The following is a 16,130-nucleotide window of genomic DNA, read 5'->3' on the forward strand; positions in this document are numbered from 1 at the left end:
CGGATAACCTGCCGGTTTTGAGGGCAATGTCTAGCAAAAAGGAAACATCCCTTGCAACAGAGGCCCCGCAACTCCTGCGACACAAACGCCCTGCGGGCATCCCCCGGCGGAGAAGATTTTCGCAGACAAATGGGGTGGGAGGCGGCATTCTTGGTATGAATGGACAGGGCGAAATCCGCGGAATGGAAGCGTTGGCTCGGTGACCACGGTCACCGACTGCTGGCCTTCGCGCGTGGTTGGGCGCCGGGTCAGGCCGATGCGGAGGATCTGGTGCAGGAGGCGATCATGCGCCTGTGGAAGGTTCAGCAGGACCACGGCGGTGTTCCGCCCGACCTGCCGCTGGTCTTCTCCACCATCCGCTTCTGCGGCTTGAACCGCCACCGGTCGGAGAAGCGCCGCCGCCGTCGGGAGGAATCGATCATCTACCTCAACGATTTTGAAGACGTCTGGCTGGATCCCGCGCTCGAGGAGGACGAGGAGGCACTGCTCCTGAGGAAGGCGGTCGAGGGTCTGAGCGACAAGCTGCGCGAGGTGGTGACGATGAAGATCTGGGGCGGGCTGACCTTCGCCGAGATTTCCGAGTCGCTGGGGATTTCCCCGAACACGGCCGCGTCGAGGTACCGCTACGCTTTGGAGCAACTGGCGCACGCGATGCGCGGAATCAAGGAGATGCGCGATGCAAACGCCTGAGGAAATTGAAAAGGCTCTGGCCGAGCGGCTGATTCCCCGTGGCTTCAGCGAGCGGGGAGGGCGGGAGCTCGAGGCACTCATCGATGATCTGGCGGCGGAGGAAGATCCGCGGCGTCGGAGCGCCTGGCCCATCTGGGGTGCGGCGGCCGCCGTGGCGTTCGTGGGTTCGATCGCCTGGTGGGCTTCCCCGGAAACCGCGCAGGACCGGATGGCGTTCGAACCGGCGGGGGAGGAACTCGAGCTCATCTCGGAAAGCGTCGGCGTGGTCACCGCCGAGCCCGATGCCGAACTCCGCAGCGATGACGAAGGCAACCTGCTGCGTGCCTGGCACGTCCATGTGGTGAGCGAAGAGCGCTTCCGCGATGCGGAGACCGGCCACGAGGTGCGGGTCGTCCAGCCCAGTGATGAACTGGTGCTGCTACCCGTTTCCACTTTCTGATCGATGATGAGAGCCCTGATGATCATCCCCCTGGTGTGGGCGCTGCCTCTGACGGGAGCGGTCGCCGAGCCCGACGTCGTCACGGCGCCGGTGATCCCCGGGGTGGTGATGCCGAGGGTGGATCCGGACCGGCCCGAGCCGTGGATCGGGCTCGAGGTCAGCCAACTGCATGAGGCAATGCGCGCCCACGTCTCGATCGTTCCGGACGGGGTCGGCTTCGTCGTCACGAAGGTGGAAGACGGGGGACCCGCTGCCGAGGCGGGGATCCAGCGCTTCGACATTCTTTGGAAGTTCGAGGACCAGTTGCTGGTCAACGAGGCCCAGCTCGGCACGCTGCTTCGTCTCAAGGCTCCGGGCGATCCGGTGGATTTCGGCATTGTCCGGTCGGGCCAGCCACAGGTCATCGAGGTCACCGTCGGGAAAATGCCCGAGCAGAAGGAGATCGCCGGAGTGAATCCGTCCGAGATCCCGATCTTCCCCAACGGGGTGCCCGGCCTCACCCGCCAGGTGGTCTTTCCGCAGGATCGCACGGCCGAGGTGACGCGCCCCGATGGCAGTGTCGCGCGCCTGCGCTACGAGGAGGACGGACCGGTCGTGCGGATCGAGGACCCGAGCGGCGAGGTTATTTTCGACGGTGCCCTGAGGCGGGATGGAAAGTTTGCCGTGCCGGACGAATGGCGCAGCACGGTGGGTGCCTTGCTGAGGAGCATGCACCGTTCCGAGAGGGATGACTGGCAGCCCCGTCGGCCACGACCGCGGGTGGTGAGACCCCCGTCGACGGCGGACTCCGGCAATTGACGCCTCGAAATGCACGGGATGGGCCTTGCGTTTTCCGGAAGGGATTCGCAACTTCGGCCTGCATGCATCCCGATCTGGAAAAACTCGTCGAAGCCGGCAAGATCAACGCGGCCGTCGCCGAGAGACTCGATCAGCTCGCCCCCGGAAGCTTTCTACTCCACAGTTCATGGGGTGCCGGCAAGGTGACCGGCTGGGATTTGCCCTCCAAGAAGCTGACCATCGATTTCGAAAATCGGGACGGGCAGGAAATGGACCTGCAGTTCGCCCTGCAGAAGACCAAGCCGCTGGAACCCGACGATTTCCGCTCGAAGAAGGTCGAGGAGATCGAGAATCTTCGCGAACTCGCCACCAAAGATCCGGTCGGCCTGGTGGTCTACATGCTCGAAAGCCACGGCGGCACCATGTCCGTGGATGGCATGGAAAAGCAGGTCTCCGGCGCGATTATTCCCGAGGATAAATTCAAGAAGTGGTGGGAGAAGACCAAGCGGGCGCTGCGCGACAGCAAGCGGGTGGTGGTGCCAAGTCGCCGCACCGAGGCGCTGACCCTGCGGGCCGGCGACCTGTCTCCAGCCGAGGCGCTGCTCGAGGATTTCCAGGAGGCCCGGGATCTCAAGTCCATGGCCAAGGCTCTCGAGGCGATTGCCGCCGATGCCTCCATTTTCCGCAAGGACCCCGAGTCGCTCTCGGCGCTGATGGACGAGATCCACGAAGCCGCGCTCAAGGGAACCAAGCTGCAGCTCGGTGAGTCCCTCGACCTCATGGTGCTGCGCGACGAACTGGTGGGCTCGATCAAGAACCTCGTTCTCGCGGACGACGCCCCGCGCCTCGCCAACCTGCTTCTGGTCGAGGAAAGCCGGCTCCACGAAGTCGTCGGCCAGCTCCCTGCCGCCCGGCAACGCTCGCTTTTCGCGGTCTTTCCGGAAGCCTTCGGCGACCGCTGGGTCGAGGTGATCACGAGCCTGCTCGATCACGTCGGCACGCGCGGCGTCGCCGAGATTGCCAAGTTGATCACCGAGCACGGCAAGCTCGACGAGCTTCAGAAGCACCTTCAGGCCCTGCTTTCCCAGCGCTCCCTCGGCACCGATGCCCTCATCTGGGTCTCCCGCGAACGCAAGAACCTCGCCAAGGGCGTGTTCGGACCCGAGGTCGGGGCGGCGGTGCTCAACCGCCTCGAGACCGATCACCTCGCCGACGGCCCGCGCACGACCACCCGCCTGCAGAGCCTGCTCAGCGACGACAAGACGCTCCTCTCCGACATCGTCGAGGGCATGAGCGTGACCGAGGCGCGCAACTTCGGCCGCCGCCTTCTCGAATGCCCTGTCTTCGGCGATCTCGACCGGAAGTCGCTCATGGCCCGGATCATCAAGGCCCGGCCGGAAACCGGTGAGCTGGTCAGCGGCGAATCGAGCAAGCGGTCGGAAACCCTCGTGGTTTCCTGGGAGAGCCTCGAGCGCAAGAAGGCCGAGCTGGAGGACCTGGTCCGCAACCGGATCCCCCAGAACACCAAGGACATCGCCATCGCCCGTTCCTACGGCGACCTCCGGGAGAATTTCGAATACAAGTCCGCCAAGGACATGCAGAAGGTCCTCATGCGCCGGAAGGGCGAACTCCAGCAGGAGATCGACCAGGCCCGCGGGAGCGACCTCAAGGGGGCCGACACCTCCACGGTGAACATCGGCACCATCGTCACCATCAAGACGGCCGATGGGCGCGAGGTCACCTACACGGTGCTTGGCGCATGGGATTCGGATCCGGAGAAGAACATCGTCTCCTACATGTCCGAAACCGGGGCGGCCATGCTGGGCGCGAAGCCCGGCGAGGAGATCCAGGTCCGCAACCACGACAACGACGAACTGGAGACCTGGACCATCGAAACCATCACTGCATTCAATCCCTGATACCAACCATGGAACTAACCACGATTGTTGAAGTCCGCGGCCGCGAGGTCATTGATTCCCGGGGCAATCCCACCGTCGAAGTCGACGTTCACCTCGAGTGTGGCGCCTTCGGGCGCGCTGCCGTTCCGAGCGGTGCCTCGACCGGCGAGCACGAAGCCCACGAACTCCGCGATGGCGACAAGGATCGCTACCTCGGCAAGGGCGTCCTCAAGGCCGTCGAGAATATCAATGGCAAGCTCGCTCCCGCCCTGTGCGGCATGTCCGCGACCGACCAGGCCTCCATCGATGCCGCGATGATCGCGATCGACGGCACCAAAAACAAGGGCGAGATCGGCGCCAATGCCATCCTCGGCGTGTCGATGGCGGTGGCCAAGGCCGCTGCCGAAGCCTGTGGCCTGCCACTCTACAAGTATCTCGGTGGTCCGAATGCCAAGGTGCTGCCGGTGCCGATGATGAACATCATCAACGGCGGGTCGCACTCCGACGCCCCGATCGCCTTCCAGGAGTTCATGATCCGCCCGGTGGGCGCTCCGACCTTCCGCGAAGGGCTGCGCATGGGAGCCGAGGTGTTCCATTCGCTCAAGAAGGTCCTCCATGATCGCGGTCTCAGCACCGCGGTGGGTGACGAGGGCGGCTTCGCCCCGACCTTCGACGGCACCGAGGACGCGCTCGACACCATCAGTCTCGCCGTGGAGAAGGCCGGCTACAAGGTGGGCGACGACATCAAGTTCGCGCTCGACTGCGCCTCCTCCGAGTTCTTTGCCGACGGCGTTTACGACTACGCCAAGTTCGAGGGCGACGGCGGGGCCAAGCGCGGTTCCGACGAGCAGGCCGCCTACCTCGCCGAGCTTTGCGCCAAGTATCCGATCGACTCGATCGAGGATGGCTGCGACGAGAACGACTGGGACGGATGGAAGGCCCTCACCGACAAGATCGGCGACAAGGTCCAGCTCGTCGGTGACGATCTCTTCGTCACCAACGTCGATTTCCTGCAGAAGGGGATCGACCTCGGCGTGGCCAACTCGATCCTGGTGAAGGTCAACCAGATCGGCTCCCTCACCGAAACCTTCGATGCCGTGGAGCTTGCCAAGGAACACAGCTACACCGCGGTGCTGAGCCACCGTTCCGGCGAGACCGAGGACAACACCATCGCCGACCTCGCCGTCGCCACCAACTGCGGTCAGATCAAGACCGGCTCGATGAGCCGCTCCGACCGGATCGCGAAATACAACCAGCTGCTCCGCATCGAGGAGGAACTGGGCGACGACGCCATCTACGGCACCTGCAAGTTCAAGGCGGGGAAGTAGGGACGACCGCTTCACATCTGGTTTGCGAAGGCCGAGGCCTTGGCCTGAATGGGGAGATTTTCAACAGAAGGACGCAAAGGAAGCAAAGTCAGGCAGGCGCCTCCCTTCGCGATCTTTGCGAGCTTCTGTTGAATCCCATTTGGGTTTTCAAAATGAGCGGGGTAATCCAGCACCAATCCCTTGACCCGCGAATCTGCCTGACTTCACCCAAGCTGAGATCCCCGAGCCAAAACTGATCGACTACCTGTTTAAGCTCGATCATCCGGAAGGCGGATCCAAGGCGAGGTTCTTTCTGGGGAGGGGTTTCCGCCGAGACGACCTTGAAACTTTTGCGTCTGCGCTCAGGGAGCAGGCGCGGGGCGGCAGCAAGGTCGAGATCACCGCAGGACGATTTGGCACCAAAATATCCATGGATTCTTCACTTTCTTGTCCCGACGGGACCGAAGCACGAATCCGGACGGTTTGGATCGTGGCGGAGGGATCTTCGATTCCGAGGCTGGTCACAGCCCATCCCTTGGGTTAGGCTCCCCGTGTGATTCGAGAGCATGAAAGGGTGGTCCTGACCGGGCCCATCAAGGAATACGGCTTGGAAACCGGAGACATAGGCACGGTGGTCTTTGTCCACAATGGCGGAATCGGCTACGAAGTGGAGTTCGTGACCCTTGATGGATCGACATCCCATGTCGTCGAGGTCGGAGCGGAGCAGGTCCGCCCGGTGGGTTCGCAGGAGATTCCTCATGTCCGCCAGCTGGCTCAAGCGTGAGCGACCGGTTCATTTCCGCCACCAAATCAATTCCGCGGCGGTGGACCGACGGTTCCTCCTTCGACCCACTCGGACTTGATCAGGGTCTGGCGCCGGTCGTCCTTGCCTCTGGCCACGTTTCGAGCCCACCGGACCACCCGGGCGATCACGGGCGCGGGGTCCCAGCGGATGTGGGAGATGGCCGGCTGGCACCAGTCGAAGGTGGTCTCGGGGTCGTCGCAGATCAGGGAAACGTGTTCCGGGGCGGTGATCCCCCGGCGCGCGAGGTGCAGCTGCGTGGCTGAAAAAATCTTCGGCTCGCAGACGATCATCGCTGTGGGCGGCGTGTGGCGGAACAGCGAGTCGAGACCGCGATGGAGTCCGTCCGGAGTGTCCTCCCAGGCCGGCAGGTTGTAGGCGCTGGGCTGGATGCCGCAGGCCGCGAGTTCGTCGAGGAAGACCTGCTCCGCCAGGGCGGGTTTCGGTATCCGGCGCTCCTCCCGCACCAGCATGACGATGCGGCGATGGCCCAGCTCGACCAGCCGTCTCACGATCACGACCAGGCTCGGAACCTTTCGCGGAGAAGTCGCGGCGATCGGCAGGCCGATGAAGCGCCCGAACATGGCGATGCACGGAATCGGTTGCACGGAGAACCATTCAAGGACCTCCCTGGAGCCGGCCATGACAATCCAGGCGTCACCCGGGGTTGAGGCGACGAACCGGGCCACCCTTTTCGGATCCATGTCGAGATCGTGAAGGCTCCTGCGGGTCAGACCCGCGGCGAACCCGGCTTCCTGCAATCGGTCCACCAGTTCGACGTCGAGGGGCAGGGCACCTCGCGTCCTCTCGTAGGGAAGTACGCGCACCCGCAGTGGCCGCACGTCGGGACTCCCGGCGGGGAGCACGACCCGCCGCTTGCGTCCGCGGCCCTGCGTCACCAGAAGGCCCTCAGCCTCGAGCTGTTTGAGCGCAGCATCGATGGTGTTGTGGTTCACTCCGAACTCCCTGGCCAGGGTCAGGATCCCGGGAAGCGTCTCCAACCAGCGCCCCTGCAGGATTTCGGCTCGCAGGTGCAGCGCCACCTGCTCGGCGTGGGAAAGTAGTTTCAAGGACACGGAAGCACCCTTCGGAGATTCGCCACGACCGGAAAGCTCCAATTCCAACCTGGATGGCGCATTTTCGAGCGTCTTCTCACCATGAACCGGCAGTCGTCCACTTCAAGGTCCCCGCATCGCCTGTCGAGATGGCAACCCGTGTCTTTCGCGGAGCGGTTCCGGGCGGGGTTCTCATGAATCCTTGTCGAGGAAGTCGCGGATGCTGTGGATCCGCAGGCGTTTGGTTTGCGGGTCGTGGTAGAAGAAGACGAGCGCACGGGCGTAATCGGCCACCGGCCAGCGGGAGCTCCAGAAGGGGCGGGCTTCATCCGCCTTGCGAAAGTAGAAGGTGAAGTGGGCCGTTCGTCCGCTTGCCTCCGGGTCGAAGATGTAGTGGCTCTTGGGCCGCACGGCGAACTTCTTCCCGGCGGCCTCACAGCCGATGTCAACGGTGGTGGCGTTCATGAAAAAAAACTCGCCGCCACCAAAGCGGCTGATCCGCCCGTCGACCGGGATGATCTCGATCCCCTCCTCGAAGCGGTCGCCCTTGCGGACGAGAATGAGGAGCTGATTGGAAGCGGAAAGGCTGGGGGCCTTGCCGAAGGTGTTGAAGGTCGTCTCGCCATCTTCATTGACGGTGGTTTCGCCGAAGACCCAGCTGGACATGCGGGGGACCCGGATGGTCTTCGACAGCTCGTTGGATGGCGGCTCGACCTCGATGGTCCTGCCTTCTCCGGTCAGCAGTTCCACAGACTGGCGCTCGAGCTGTTTCGGGAAGGTGAGAAATCGCAGCGCCACCTTGTCTTCTCCCTGAGAATAAAGGGAAGGCGGGCTGCCGAGAAGCATGGCCAACAGAAGGATCTGAAGGGGAAGAGCGGGGAGTTTCATGATGTTGGCTCGCGGGTCGGTCACACTTCGGAAGGGCTGAGCCAGCGGAAGCTCACGATGGTCATCTTCCGCCCGAAGATCCGGTTGCTTTCCGAATTGAGTTGCGCGGCGGGCAGGTGCGCGGCGTCGCGGGAATCGACGTATTCCGGCAGCCGCTGAACGACGGCCTCGCACCACGCGCGGGCCCGGACCTCGCCGGATGCATCGACCGAGTCGCCGTAGGCGCGGATGACGAAGGTGTCGCCGCGCGGCGTGAGCTGCGCCGCGAAGTTGCGCAGGATGTCGGCCTGATCGACATAGGCCGCGCTGCCGTAGGCGACCGGACCTTCCATCGCTTCGCGGAAGACGGGATTCACCGAGCTGACTTCGGCCGCCGAGAAACTCCGCACGCCCGACCGGAAGGCTTCGTTGATCGAAACCTCCGGATCGTCGAGCGCGGCCTGCAGCGCGCCCTTGGCCGAGAGGTCCGACTCGGAACGATCAAGCCGACGGTTGACGAATTCCGACAAGGAAAGGAACGGGCCCCGGAACTTCACTTGCTTGACGATCGCCTCGGCGAGTTCCTCGATTTCGGTGTCGGACAACTCTCTCCATCCGAGCCATTGCGCGGGATCATTGGGCTCCTGCGTCGCGCCTTGGTCCACAAGTCCTGCCGCAGGGAGGTTGAAACCCGAGACCGGCACCCCTTCGGGTGTGGTCTGGTCGAGGCGCGGCCCGCTCCTGGCACCGACGCTGTCCTTGTCCAAGAAAGTCACGGGTTTCCCCTTCAGGCTGGAGAGGAAAACCTTCCACGCTTCGACCGAGGTGCTGTTCACATTGAATCCTCCCTCGACCATCAACTGCGAGGCGATGCGGTCGGCCAGGCCGTCGCGGAAATCCGAAGCTCCTGCGAGAAGGTCGGTGAGATCCTCCTCGGGCAGGATTGCGGGGTAGGGGATCAGGCGCCGGTTGGGAAGCGGTTCCCCGTCGATGAACACTTCGCGGGCGATTTCCTCAAGGCTGCGTCCCGCATCGCCACCGAAAATCTCGGCGCCCTCGGGCCGCGCCGAAAGCGAGGAAAAGAAGAACTCGTCCCACAGCGCCTTGTTGGCGAGGTAGGAGTGATCGGCGAAGACGACCGAAGTGGCGCCATCCGCGGCATTGAAGACCCTCGGGTGGTTCTTGGTGTAGGCCGCATCGGGCTCCAGCCGGGGGTGGGCATAGGAATTGCCGATCGCCTGAAGGGTGTGCGGAAAGAGTCCCCCCCTTCCGGTGGCCAGCGGCGTCGGCTCGAGCGTCGCACTCCAGGGCTGGGGCGGGATGCTGTCGGCAAGGCTGTATCCACCGAGATGCGCATGGCTGAGCGCGCCGATGGACATCGGGGGGACCACGGGGACTTCCTGTTGCACGACGTGGGTGGTCCCGAATCCCACTCCGTATCCGCCGCCATAATAGCCGCCCTTGTTGTCTTCCGTCACCTGGACGGGTGCCTCGAAGACGGAGTTGATGGATTCGATCCACCAGTTCCAGCCATAGTTGTAGAACGCTTCAGGGCTGTCGGTGTCGATCGTGCTCGGGCGGATGGGGCTGGAGTGCAGGAAGGGCCGGCTGGCAAACTTGCGGCCGCTGGCACCGCCGACGCCGTTGGGGTTGACGCCCTCTCGGGTTTCCGTGGCAGCCATCAGGGAGAAGTTCAGGAAAGGCCAGGACTCCCCGTTGGCGGAGCCGTTGATGACGGTGGAAACCGGCACGTCCGCGGTGAATGGCTCTTCCCCCCGAAAACCACGCAGCATGAGACCCTCATTGAAGTCGCTGTCGAAACCGCCCCGGCTCGCCAAGGTGTAATGGTAGTAGCTTCTTTCCAGCTGGATTTCCCGCACGTCATGGTAGCTGTCCTGACCGAACTGGATCAGCATCGCCTGCCGGGGCGAGCCATCCGGTTTGACCCTCAGCTGGATTTGATCGTCCTCGCTGAAAAGCAGGAGGAAGTCCTTGATGTGAGGCGGTTCATTCTTGGTCGTTGCAGCCCTGCTGAGGCGCATGAGTCCGTATGGATCCCAGCCCTCGATGAGCCGTTTGGTTTCACCGTTGTCATAGTCCCACCTCGCGAAGAACAGGCTGTTGTCCAGATCGTAGGGAAGCGAGAGCACCTTGACCTGGCCAGGAGCCAGCACCAGGGAGTTGCCGCGGGAGACGTCGAGCTCGTAGGCAAAGTTGCCGTTTCCCCCCATGATCTTCTGGAGGCTTGCTTCATGCGTCCATCCGTTCTTTTCCCACTCGATGGCCAGAGGCAGATACCACCATCTCATGCGCTGAAAGAGCCTTTCCCCCTCGTCGTTATCCAGAACCATCGGCAGGTTGGTCGGATTCCACAAGGTGATCGCCAGGGTGATGGTGAGAGACAGCTCATGGGTTTCGGGATACGTTGCGTCAATCTCGCCGGGGTCGCGGGGCTTCGCCAGCAAACCGAGGAGAAACTGGAATTTGATCGGGACCGGGGACCGGTAGAGGCTGGTGTACTGGCGCAGAAACTTTTCCCTGTCCGGCTTGCCCCCGTAGTCGGGACTGGAAATCTGGATTCCGCGCCGAAGGGTGTTGGAGCTGTATTGAACCCCGTTGTTTCCCAGGTCACCGCCCCTCGTCGGTTCATCCTGATAGAGTTGGTAGTAGGCAGCTAGGTCCTGGATCGGCACCCGCTCCTTGTCGTTGAATTGGTAGAGCATGAAGTCTTCGCCGCTTTCGGCCGGATCGATCGGTCTCGCGAGCAGGGTGCTGAGGTCACGCTTCAAGCCGCCTTCCCGGACGTCGGCGAGCACGGAGTACGAAAAGGGCGTCAGGTCGTGGAAGCCGCGCGATGGCTGTCCGACGGCCCCGTCGATCAAGTCGAGCGAGAGGATGGATGGCAAAGCGGCCAGCGCCTTGTCGTCGGTGAGATTTTCCAAGCCCGCCACCGTTGCCGTTCCCATCGATCCGGGTGCCTGATGGCGGAACAGTTTCTCTGCATCCGTGGCGGGAGTTTCCGTGCCATACGAGTCATCGGCCAGCCGTGCCTTCTGGCTTTCGTCGCCGACCCACCAGCCGAAGCGACCGCTCCCGGTGTTGATGAGGGCCGCATCGACAAAGTCTTCCGCTTCCGCATCGCCACCCAGCGTCGAGGTGCTCCCTTCTCCGACCAAGCGAACGGCCGTGGAGGCCGCGCCGGGAAGATCGTCACCCGAGAACGAGGTCTCCAGCGCGGTGGCGATCGACTTCGCGGACTCCGGCGGCAGGGATACGAGCCAGGAACGAAAGTGGTCGATCCGGTTGGGGGAGTAGGAGGGGTGCATCTCGTCGGTCACGCCGCTGACGGTGCGGTGCTGGCTGGCCTCGCCCTCCCCGGCCTTCCACGAATCCCAGACTCCCATCCAGCGGGGGTGGGCGGGATCCGTGTCACCACTGCCGCTCCCGAGAATGGCTCCATTGGCCGAGACTCGTTGGTCCGGTCCCATGGTCTTCTGCAATTCACCCAGCGCCATCGAAAGGGCCAAGCGGGCGTTGGCGCGGGCTTCGGAAGCTGCGACCGCAGTGGTGGAGCTGCGGAGACTTACGGAGGCGAGCGACAACAGGCCGACCGCCAGCAATGCCAGCAGAACCATCAGGGCAAGCGTCACCACCAATGCGAATCCGCCCTTGCCAGAGCGCAGAACCTCATGGCGCCGCTGCTTTTCGGACTTTTGCTCGGAGGTCACAAGATACATACAATGGGCTGTCAAAAAGTAGTGCCCAAGTAATGAGTTCCAAAGGCGAATTTCACTGATTTTGCTCAACAACCATCCCGTTTTTCAGAAAGTTGAAGTCTTGCTGATTTCCACCTTCACACGATGCAAGCAAGGAACGGAGCGCGGACTTGAGTCCGCCCGAATCAGCCTGCAGTGATACCCAATCAAAGAAGGTCGGATCTTGCGAAGGGTGCATGCAATACCATCCGGAAGCACCGTGCTCAAGCGGGTGGCATCACGGCGCATTCTCTGTGAACTCGACCTGGTCGAACTCGACCGACCAGCCGTTACCTGAATCTCCGGCGACATCCTGTCCGCGGCTCAGCAGGCGCACTTCAAGCGCATCACCGACGGTCGCCACGGGTCCCGTGTTGTGGTCGTAGCTGACGGTCGAGGTGATGAAGGTGCCGGGAGTGGGGGCCGTGGTCGTCGGGTCTTCGTCCGAAGCGAGAAGCGTGGCACCGGCCCACAGCTCGACGCGAAATCCGGGCCAGTCGAAGGGGTCGGCGGAGGTCGAGGCGACACGGCCCACCTGCACGGTCAGCGTGTAGTCGGTGCCCAGGGCGTAGGTGCGGTCAAGCGTCTGCCGGATGCCGAAAGGGGCGCCGGGTGGGGTGGGAGGAAAATGATAGATGCTACAGACGTTTTCGGGGTCCGGGACCCCGTTGGGATAGTCCACGGTGGCCGGATATTCGGAGATCGTCGGATTCCAGGCCTCGATCGTGCCATCAAACGGCACATTCACCTCAACCCACGGGGCATCGAGACCACCGAAGTCGCCATCGTTCAGCACCGGGTCTTCGAAGCCCGCATTGACCAGCGCCGGGAGTGGCGGGTCTTTTTCGAGCACGGCGAAGAAGCGGCGGTCATCGTCGCCACCGGGCACTCCGGGCAGGCTGTTGGTCGTCGCGGTCCCCGGGATGTTGATGTGGCCTTCCCAAGGCAGCCAAGAGGACGGGGCCGTTGAAAGGTCGGTGGAACTGAGCAGGTCGTAGACCTTGTCATCGCGGGTGGGGAACCACTCAAGGTTGTAGCTCCCGGGAATCGTCTCACTGGGGCGGATCACCAGTTGCAGGGGTGAAGGAAGGGGCACCTCGGCAACTTCCAGTCCTCCCCAGTTGGTGATCGAGGTGCCTGATGGCTGGTTCCACGTTCCCGAAATTTTGCCGTCCCCGTCGGAGGTGACGCTGGTGAAGTTGACGTCACCCTCGCTGTCGGTGGAGCTGTTGGCGCCACTGATCGTGATCAAGCACGGACGGGGAGGGCCCCCGCCGTAGAAGATCAGATCGTAGGTGAAATTCGCCTTCAGGCCGCTCAGTTCCCAATTCACGAACCCATCATGGACGCCCTCTACCCAGATGCCCCCATTCGCATCGGTGAAGCCCGGCCCCAGCAGACGCAGGGTCCGGTCGCGAAGGTCGCCAGGATCAAAATTGCCGGGGGACTCTCCTCCAATCCCCGTGGTATTCGAGTTGATGGTGAGCGTGACCCCACCCTCCGTGCCGGATGCTTGAGCGTCACTGAGAACTTGGAAGTGCGTCCATGGTACATCAGCCCCGGGCCCTGCAATATCGAGACCTTCCTCGTTGTGTAGTTTCCCGTCGGGTGCGGACTCCCCGGTCACGCTGTCAGTGCCCTGTTGGGACATGTGGAAACTGGCCACGCGCGTTCCGGAAGAGGGGATCAACTCCGCGTCAGCACTGAGCGCAAGGCCGACACACGCAACAAGAGTGGAAATGGGATGGTCGAAGTTGATCAATTTCATCAATGGGGGTCGTTTCATTTAGTGCCGTAGGGAGGTCGCTTTCGCATTCAGCCCCCCCCGAAACAGCGTTGAGTCGGACCGGCCTGCCTGTCGCAGCCTCCTGACCGCCAAAGCTCTTCGAGCGGCGGCGGTTGGCGAAGACTGAAGGGCGGGTTGTGCGCACGCCGATGAAGCGTCAGTCACACGGACCGACACAAACGGATTCCTCTTGGCTGGCGGATACCTCAGGTGACAGGTTTGGCGTCACTCAAGGGAGGTTTCACCGCTCTTGCGGGAAAGGCCGCTGACTTTGCCCTCTGGCAGGATTTTCGTCCCGCTTCCAGGCGCCGGACCGATGGTCCCGCCCTCCACAAACTCCCCGTCGAAGAGCACCTGTCGTTTGTCTTCCCTCTTCTGGGCGGCGACGCCCTTGACCCACCGCATGACCCGTTTGATCACGGGCGCGGAGTCCCAACGGAAACAGGAAACGGCAGGATCGCACCACGCGAGACAAGGATCCATCTCACTGCTGATCAGTGAAACGTCTCGCGGTGCGTGGATGCCGCTGCGGGCGAGGTGCTGCTGTGCCGCCGCGAATAGGCGCGGTTCGCCGAAAATCACGGCGGTGGGCGGAGTATGCTGAAACAGTGTGTTGAGACAGCCCCTCAATCCCGCTGGAGTGCCCTCCCAATCCGGCAGATTGTAGGAGCCGGTCTTGATCCCCTGCGCCTCCAACTCATCGAGGAAAACCTGCTCAACCAGCGCCGGATACGGCTTCCGCCGCTCCGCCTGGGCAATCATCACGATCCGGTGGTGGCCCAGTGCCACCAGCCGCCGCACCGCCACCACCATGGCGGATGCGATCCTCGGGCAGGACGCCGCGATCGGCAGCCCGGTGAAGCGCCCGAATAGCGCGATCGCCGCAATATCCTGCTGGGAAAACCATTCCAAAACCTCGCGTGATCCACCAGCTACGATCCAGGCGTCGGCCGGGGTTTTCTTCACAAACCGCGCCAAGCGGCCCGCGTCCGTTCCCAGATCGGCCATCGTCTTCAGCGCGAAATCCGCCACAAAGCCCGCCATGCGGAGTTGATCGAGCAACTCCAGGTTGCAGGGGAACACGCGCGAATCCCGGTCATAGGTCAGAATCCTCACCCGTAGCTTGCGCCGGATCACTTTCCCCTCGGGCAGGACGATCCGCCGCCGCTGCCCGCCGCCCTGGGAAACCAACATGCCCTGCGCCGCCAGCCGCCGCATCGCGGCTTCCACCGTCTTGTGGCTCACCCCGAGTTCTGCGGCCAAGCGGTTGCGCCCGGGCAAGGTCTCCCGCCAGCGCCCACTGAGCATGCCCTCCTTCAGCACCTCCGCGACCTGCTCCGCAAGGGAGTGAAACTTCCGCTCGATCATGCGGAAAACCTGTCACCCGAGGTGACCGTGTGCCAAGGGGAATCCGTTTGCGCCGTTCCGTGTGGCTGTCTCTTGTTCAAGTGCGTGGCCGCACCCGCCGTTTGTTCGGTGGCCGCGCTGACATTTTCCCGATCAAGACCACCACATCAGCCATGAAAGCCGCAAACGTCATCATTCACCGCCCCTTGGCCATCACCTTTCTTCTGATCACCGCCGCCGTGTTGGCCGATGCGGAAACGATCCTGATTGACTGGGGCGACGGCAGCGGCACAGGAGGGGTGTCCGCACCCTCCTTCCCCGCTGGTGATGGCAAATATTGGAACAGCCTAGGTAACAACACCGCCAATCCGACCAACGCCGCGCTCATCGATTCGACCAATGGTTCGACGCCAGTGACCGTGACGGTCTCGACCGGCAGCGGCTCGGTCAGCGGTTGGGGTGACTTCAACGGTGCTGCCGCTCCGGATCCTTACGATGAATTCAGTGTCCGTGATGATGCTCTTTTCAACGGCGACACGGGGGCGATTCCCATCACGTTCAGTGGGCTCCTGGCCAACACCGAATACGACTTCACCATGATCAGCCGTCGGCCAGCTTCAGGCCGGGACGGCAAGGTCACCATCACCACCGGCACCAGCACCGACATTGGATCCGGTCTTGTATTGGTCTTGAACGGCGACGTGCTCAGTTTCAGTGCAACGTCCGATGCCACGGGAAAAATCTCGCTTGGTTTTGCGGAGAATACCGCAGGTGGCGGCGGTGCCGTCATGAACGGCATGACCATCACCGGCGACTTTACCGCCTCCACGCCCGCCGCGCCGCAACTGAGCGGGTTCACTTATGACCCGGTGACGGGCAACAGCGAGGTCAGTCTCAAGGCTGCCGCAAACACCGACTACAAGCTGGTGGAGGCCAGCGACCTCGATTTCGCGACACCCGACCAAGACCCGGTCACGCTGCTCGGGGCCAGCATCGGCACCGTGAACGAAAACACGATCACCACCGACGGCAGCGGCAATGCCACCGTTCAGTTCAATCTCGGCACGGCGAACAGCGCGACCTTCATCCGGGCGGAAACTCCCTGACAGCTGCCGCGAGTTTTGAAACTCCAAGACCACCACATCCACGAGGACAACCACGACTGACAAGCAATGCCGCCAGCGATTCCACGGAGTTCCGCCCGTCAGGGCCGCCCCCGGCGCCCTTCGCGAAGCGCACAATTTTCAGATCCCAACTCCCGACGGCTCCTCCAAAGACTTCATCCGACTTCAGGTCCTGTCGGATCCGCGACCTGCTCCGCAAAGGAGTGGAACTTCCGCTCGATCATGCGAAAAACCTGTCACCCGAGGTGACCGCGTGCCAGGAGGAATGGGTTTGCGCCGGTTG

13 protein-coding genes are annotated in these 16,130 nt (G+C 62.9%); 8 read left to right on the plus strand and 5 right to left on the minus strand.

All coding sequences use genetic code 11. The features are described from left to right. Window positions 1-159: 159 nt before the first annotated feature. The 7 genes from ACG2LG_RS18425 (at window position 160) to ACG2LG_RS18455 (ending at window position 5,895) form a co-directional block, all read left to right on the plus strand. Entirely contained in the window at window positions 160-690 is a 531-nt protein-coding gene (locus tag ACG2LG_RS18425) for an RNA polymerase sigma factor (RefSeq protein ID WP_396261488.1), read from the plus strand. After that, window positions 677-1,129, plus strand: a complete 453-nt coding sequence (locus ACG2LG_RS18430) for a hypothetical protein (protein ID WP_396261490.1) — start codon at window positions 677-679, stop codon at window positions 1,127-1,129. The genes ACG2LG_RS18425 and ACG2LG_RS18430 overlap by 14 nt, the downstream gene beginning before the upstream one ends. A gap of 3 nt (window positions 1,130-1,132) precedes the next feature. Then, complete coding sequence (locus ACG2LG_RS18435) at window positions 1,133-1,927, plus strand: PDZ domain-containing protein (RefSeq protein ID WP_396261492.1); 795 nt, start codon at window positions 1,133-1,135, stop codon at window positions 1,925-1,927. Window positions 1,928-1,989: 62 nt separating this feature from the next. Beyond that, window positions 1,990-3,825, plus strand: a complete 1,836-nt coding sequence (locus ACG2LG_RS18440; RefSeq protein ID WP_396261494.1) for a GreA/GreB family elongation factor — start codon at window positions 1,990-1,992, stop codon at window positions 3,823-3,825. Window positions 3,826-3,833: 8 nt separating this feature from the next. Beyond that, window positions 3,834-5,132: a phosphopyruvate hydratase gene (gene eno, locus ACG2LG_RS18445; protein ID WP_396261495.1), complete on the plus strand. Its 1,299-nt coding sequence runs from the start codon at window positions 3,834-3,836 to the stop codon at window positions 5,130-5,132. 193 nt (window positions 5,133-5,325) lie between these two features. Further along, window positions 5,326-5,655: a DUF6883 domain-containing protein gene (locus ACG2LG_RS18450; RefSeq protein ID WP_396261537.1), complete on the plus strand. Its 330-nt coding sequence runs from the start codon at window positions 5,326-5,328 to the stop codon at window positions 5,653-5,655. Between the two features lie 9 nt (window positions 5,656-5,664). Beyond that, entirely contained in the window at window positions 5,665-5,895 is a 231-nt protein-coding gene (locus ACG2LG_RS18455; RefSeq protein ID WP_396261497.1) for a DUF4926 domain-containing protein, read from the plus strand. 26 nt (window positions 5,896-5,921) lie between these two features. Here ACG2LG_RS18455 and ACG2LG_RS18460 read toward each other — a convergent pair whose 3' ends face one another. The 5 genes from ACG2LG_RS18460 to ACG2LG_RS18480 form a co-directional block, all read right to left on the minus strand. Next, a complete protein-coding gene (locus ACG2LG_RS18460; RefSeq protein ID WP_396261499.1) occupies window positions 5,922-6,983 on the minus strand; it encodes a substrate-binding domain-containing protein in 1,062 nt (353 codons plus the stop codon). A 177-nt stretch (window positions 6,984-7,160) separates the two neighbouring features. Then, complete coding sequence (locus tag ACG2LG_RS18465) at window positions 7,161-7,856, minus strand: hypothetical protein (protein WP_396261501.1); 696 nt, start codon at window positions 7,854-7,856, stop codon at window positions 7,161-7,163. Window positions 7,857-7,876: 20 nt separating this feature from the next. After that, window positions 7,877-11,488 (minus strand): hypothetical protein, encoded by a 3,612-nt coding sequence (locus ACG2LG_RS18470; RefSeq protein WP_396261502.1) that lies wholly within the window; start codon window positions 11,486-11,488, stop codon window positions 7,877-7,879. 340 nt (window positions 11,489-11,828) lie between these two features. Continuing rightward, complete coding sequence (locus ACG2LG_RS18475) at window positions 11,829-12,923, minus strand: hypothetical protein (RefSeq protein WP_396261503.1); 1,095 nt, start codon at window positions 12,921-12,923, stop codon at window positions 11,829-11,831. A gap of 678 nt (window positions 12,924-13,601) precedes the next feature. Then, complete coding sequence (locus ACG2LG_RS18480) at window positions 13,602-14,744, minus strand: substrate-binding domain-containing protein (protein WP_396261505.1); 1,143 nt, start codon at window positions 14,742-14,744, stop codon at window positions 13,602-13,604. Between the two features lie 80 nt (window positions 14,745-14,824). On the opposite strand from ACG2LG_RS18480, the gene ACG2LG_RS18485 reads away from it, so the two are divergent. Further along, window positions 14,825-15,829: a hypothetical protein gene (locus ACG2LG_RS18485; RefSeq protein WP_396261507.1), complete on the plus strand. Its 1,005-nt coding sequence runs from the start codon at window positions 14,825-14,827 to the stop codon at window positions 15,827-15,829. Window positions 15,830-16,130 lie beyond the last annotated feature (301 nt).

The organism is Haloferula sp. A504 (assembly GCF_044385805.1).
Classification (GTDB): Bacteria; Verrucomicrobiota; Verrucomicrobiia; order Verrucomicrobiales; family Akkermansiaceae; genus Haloferula.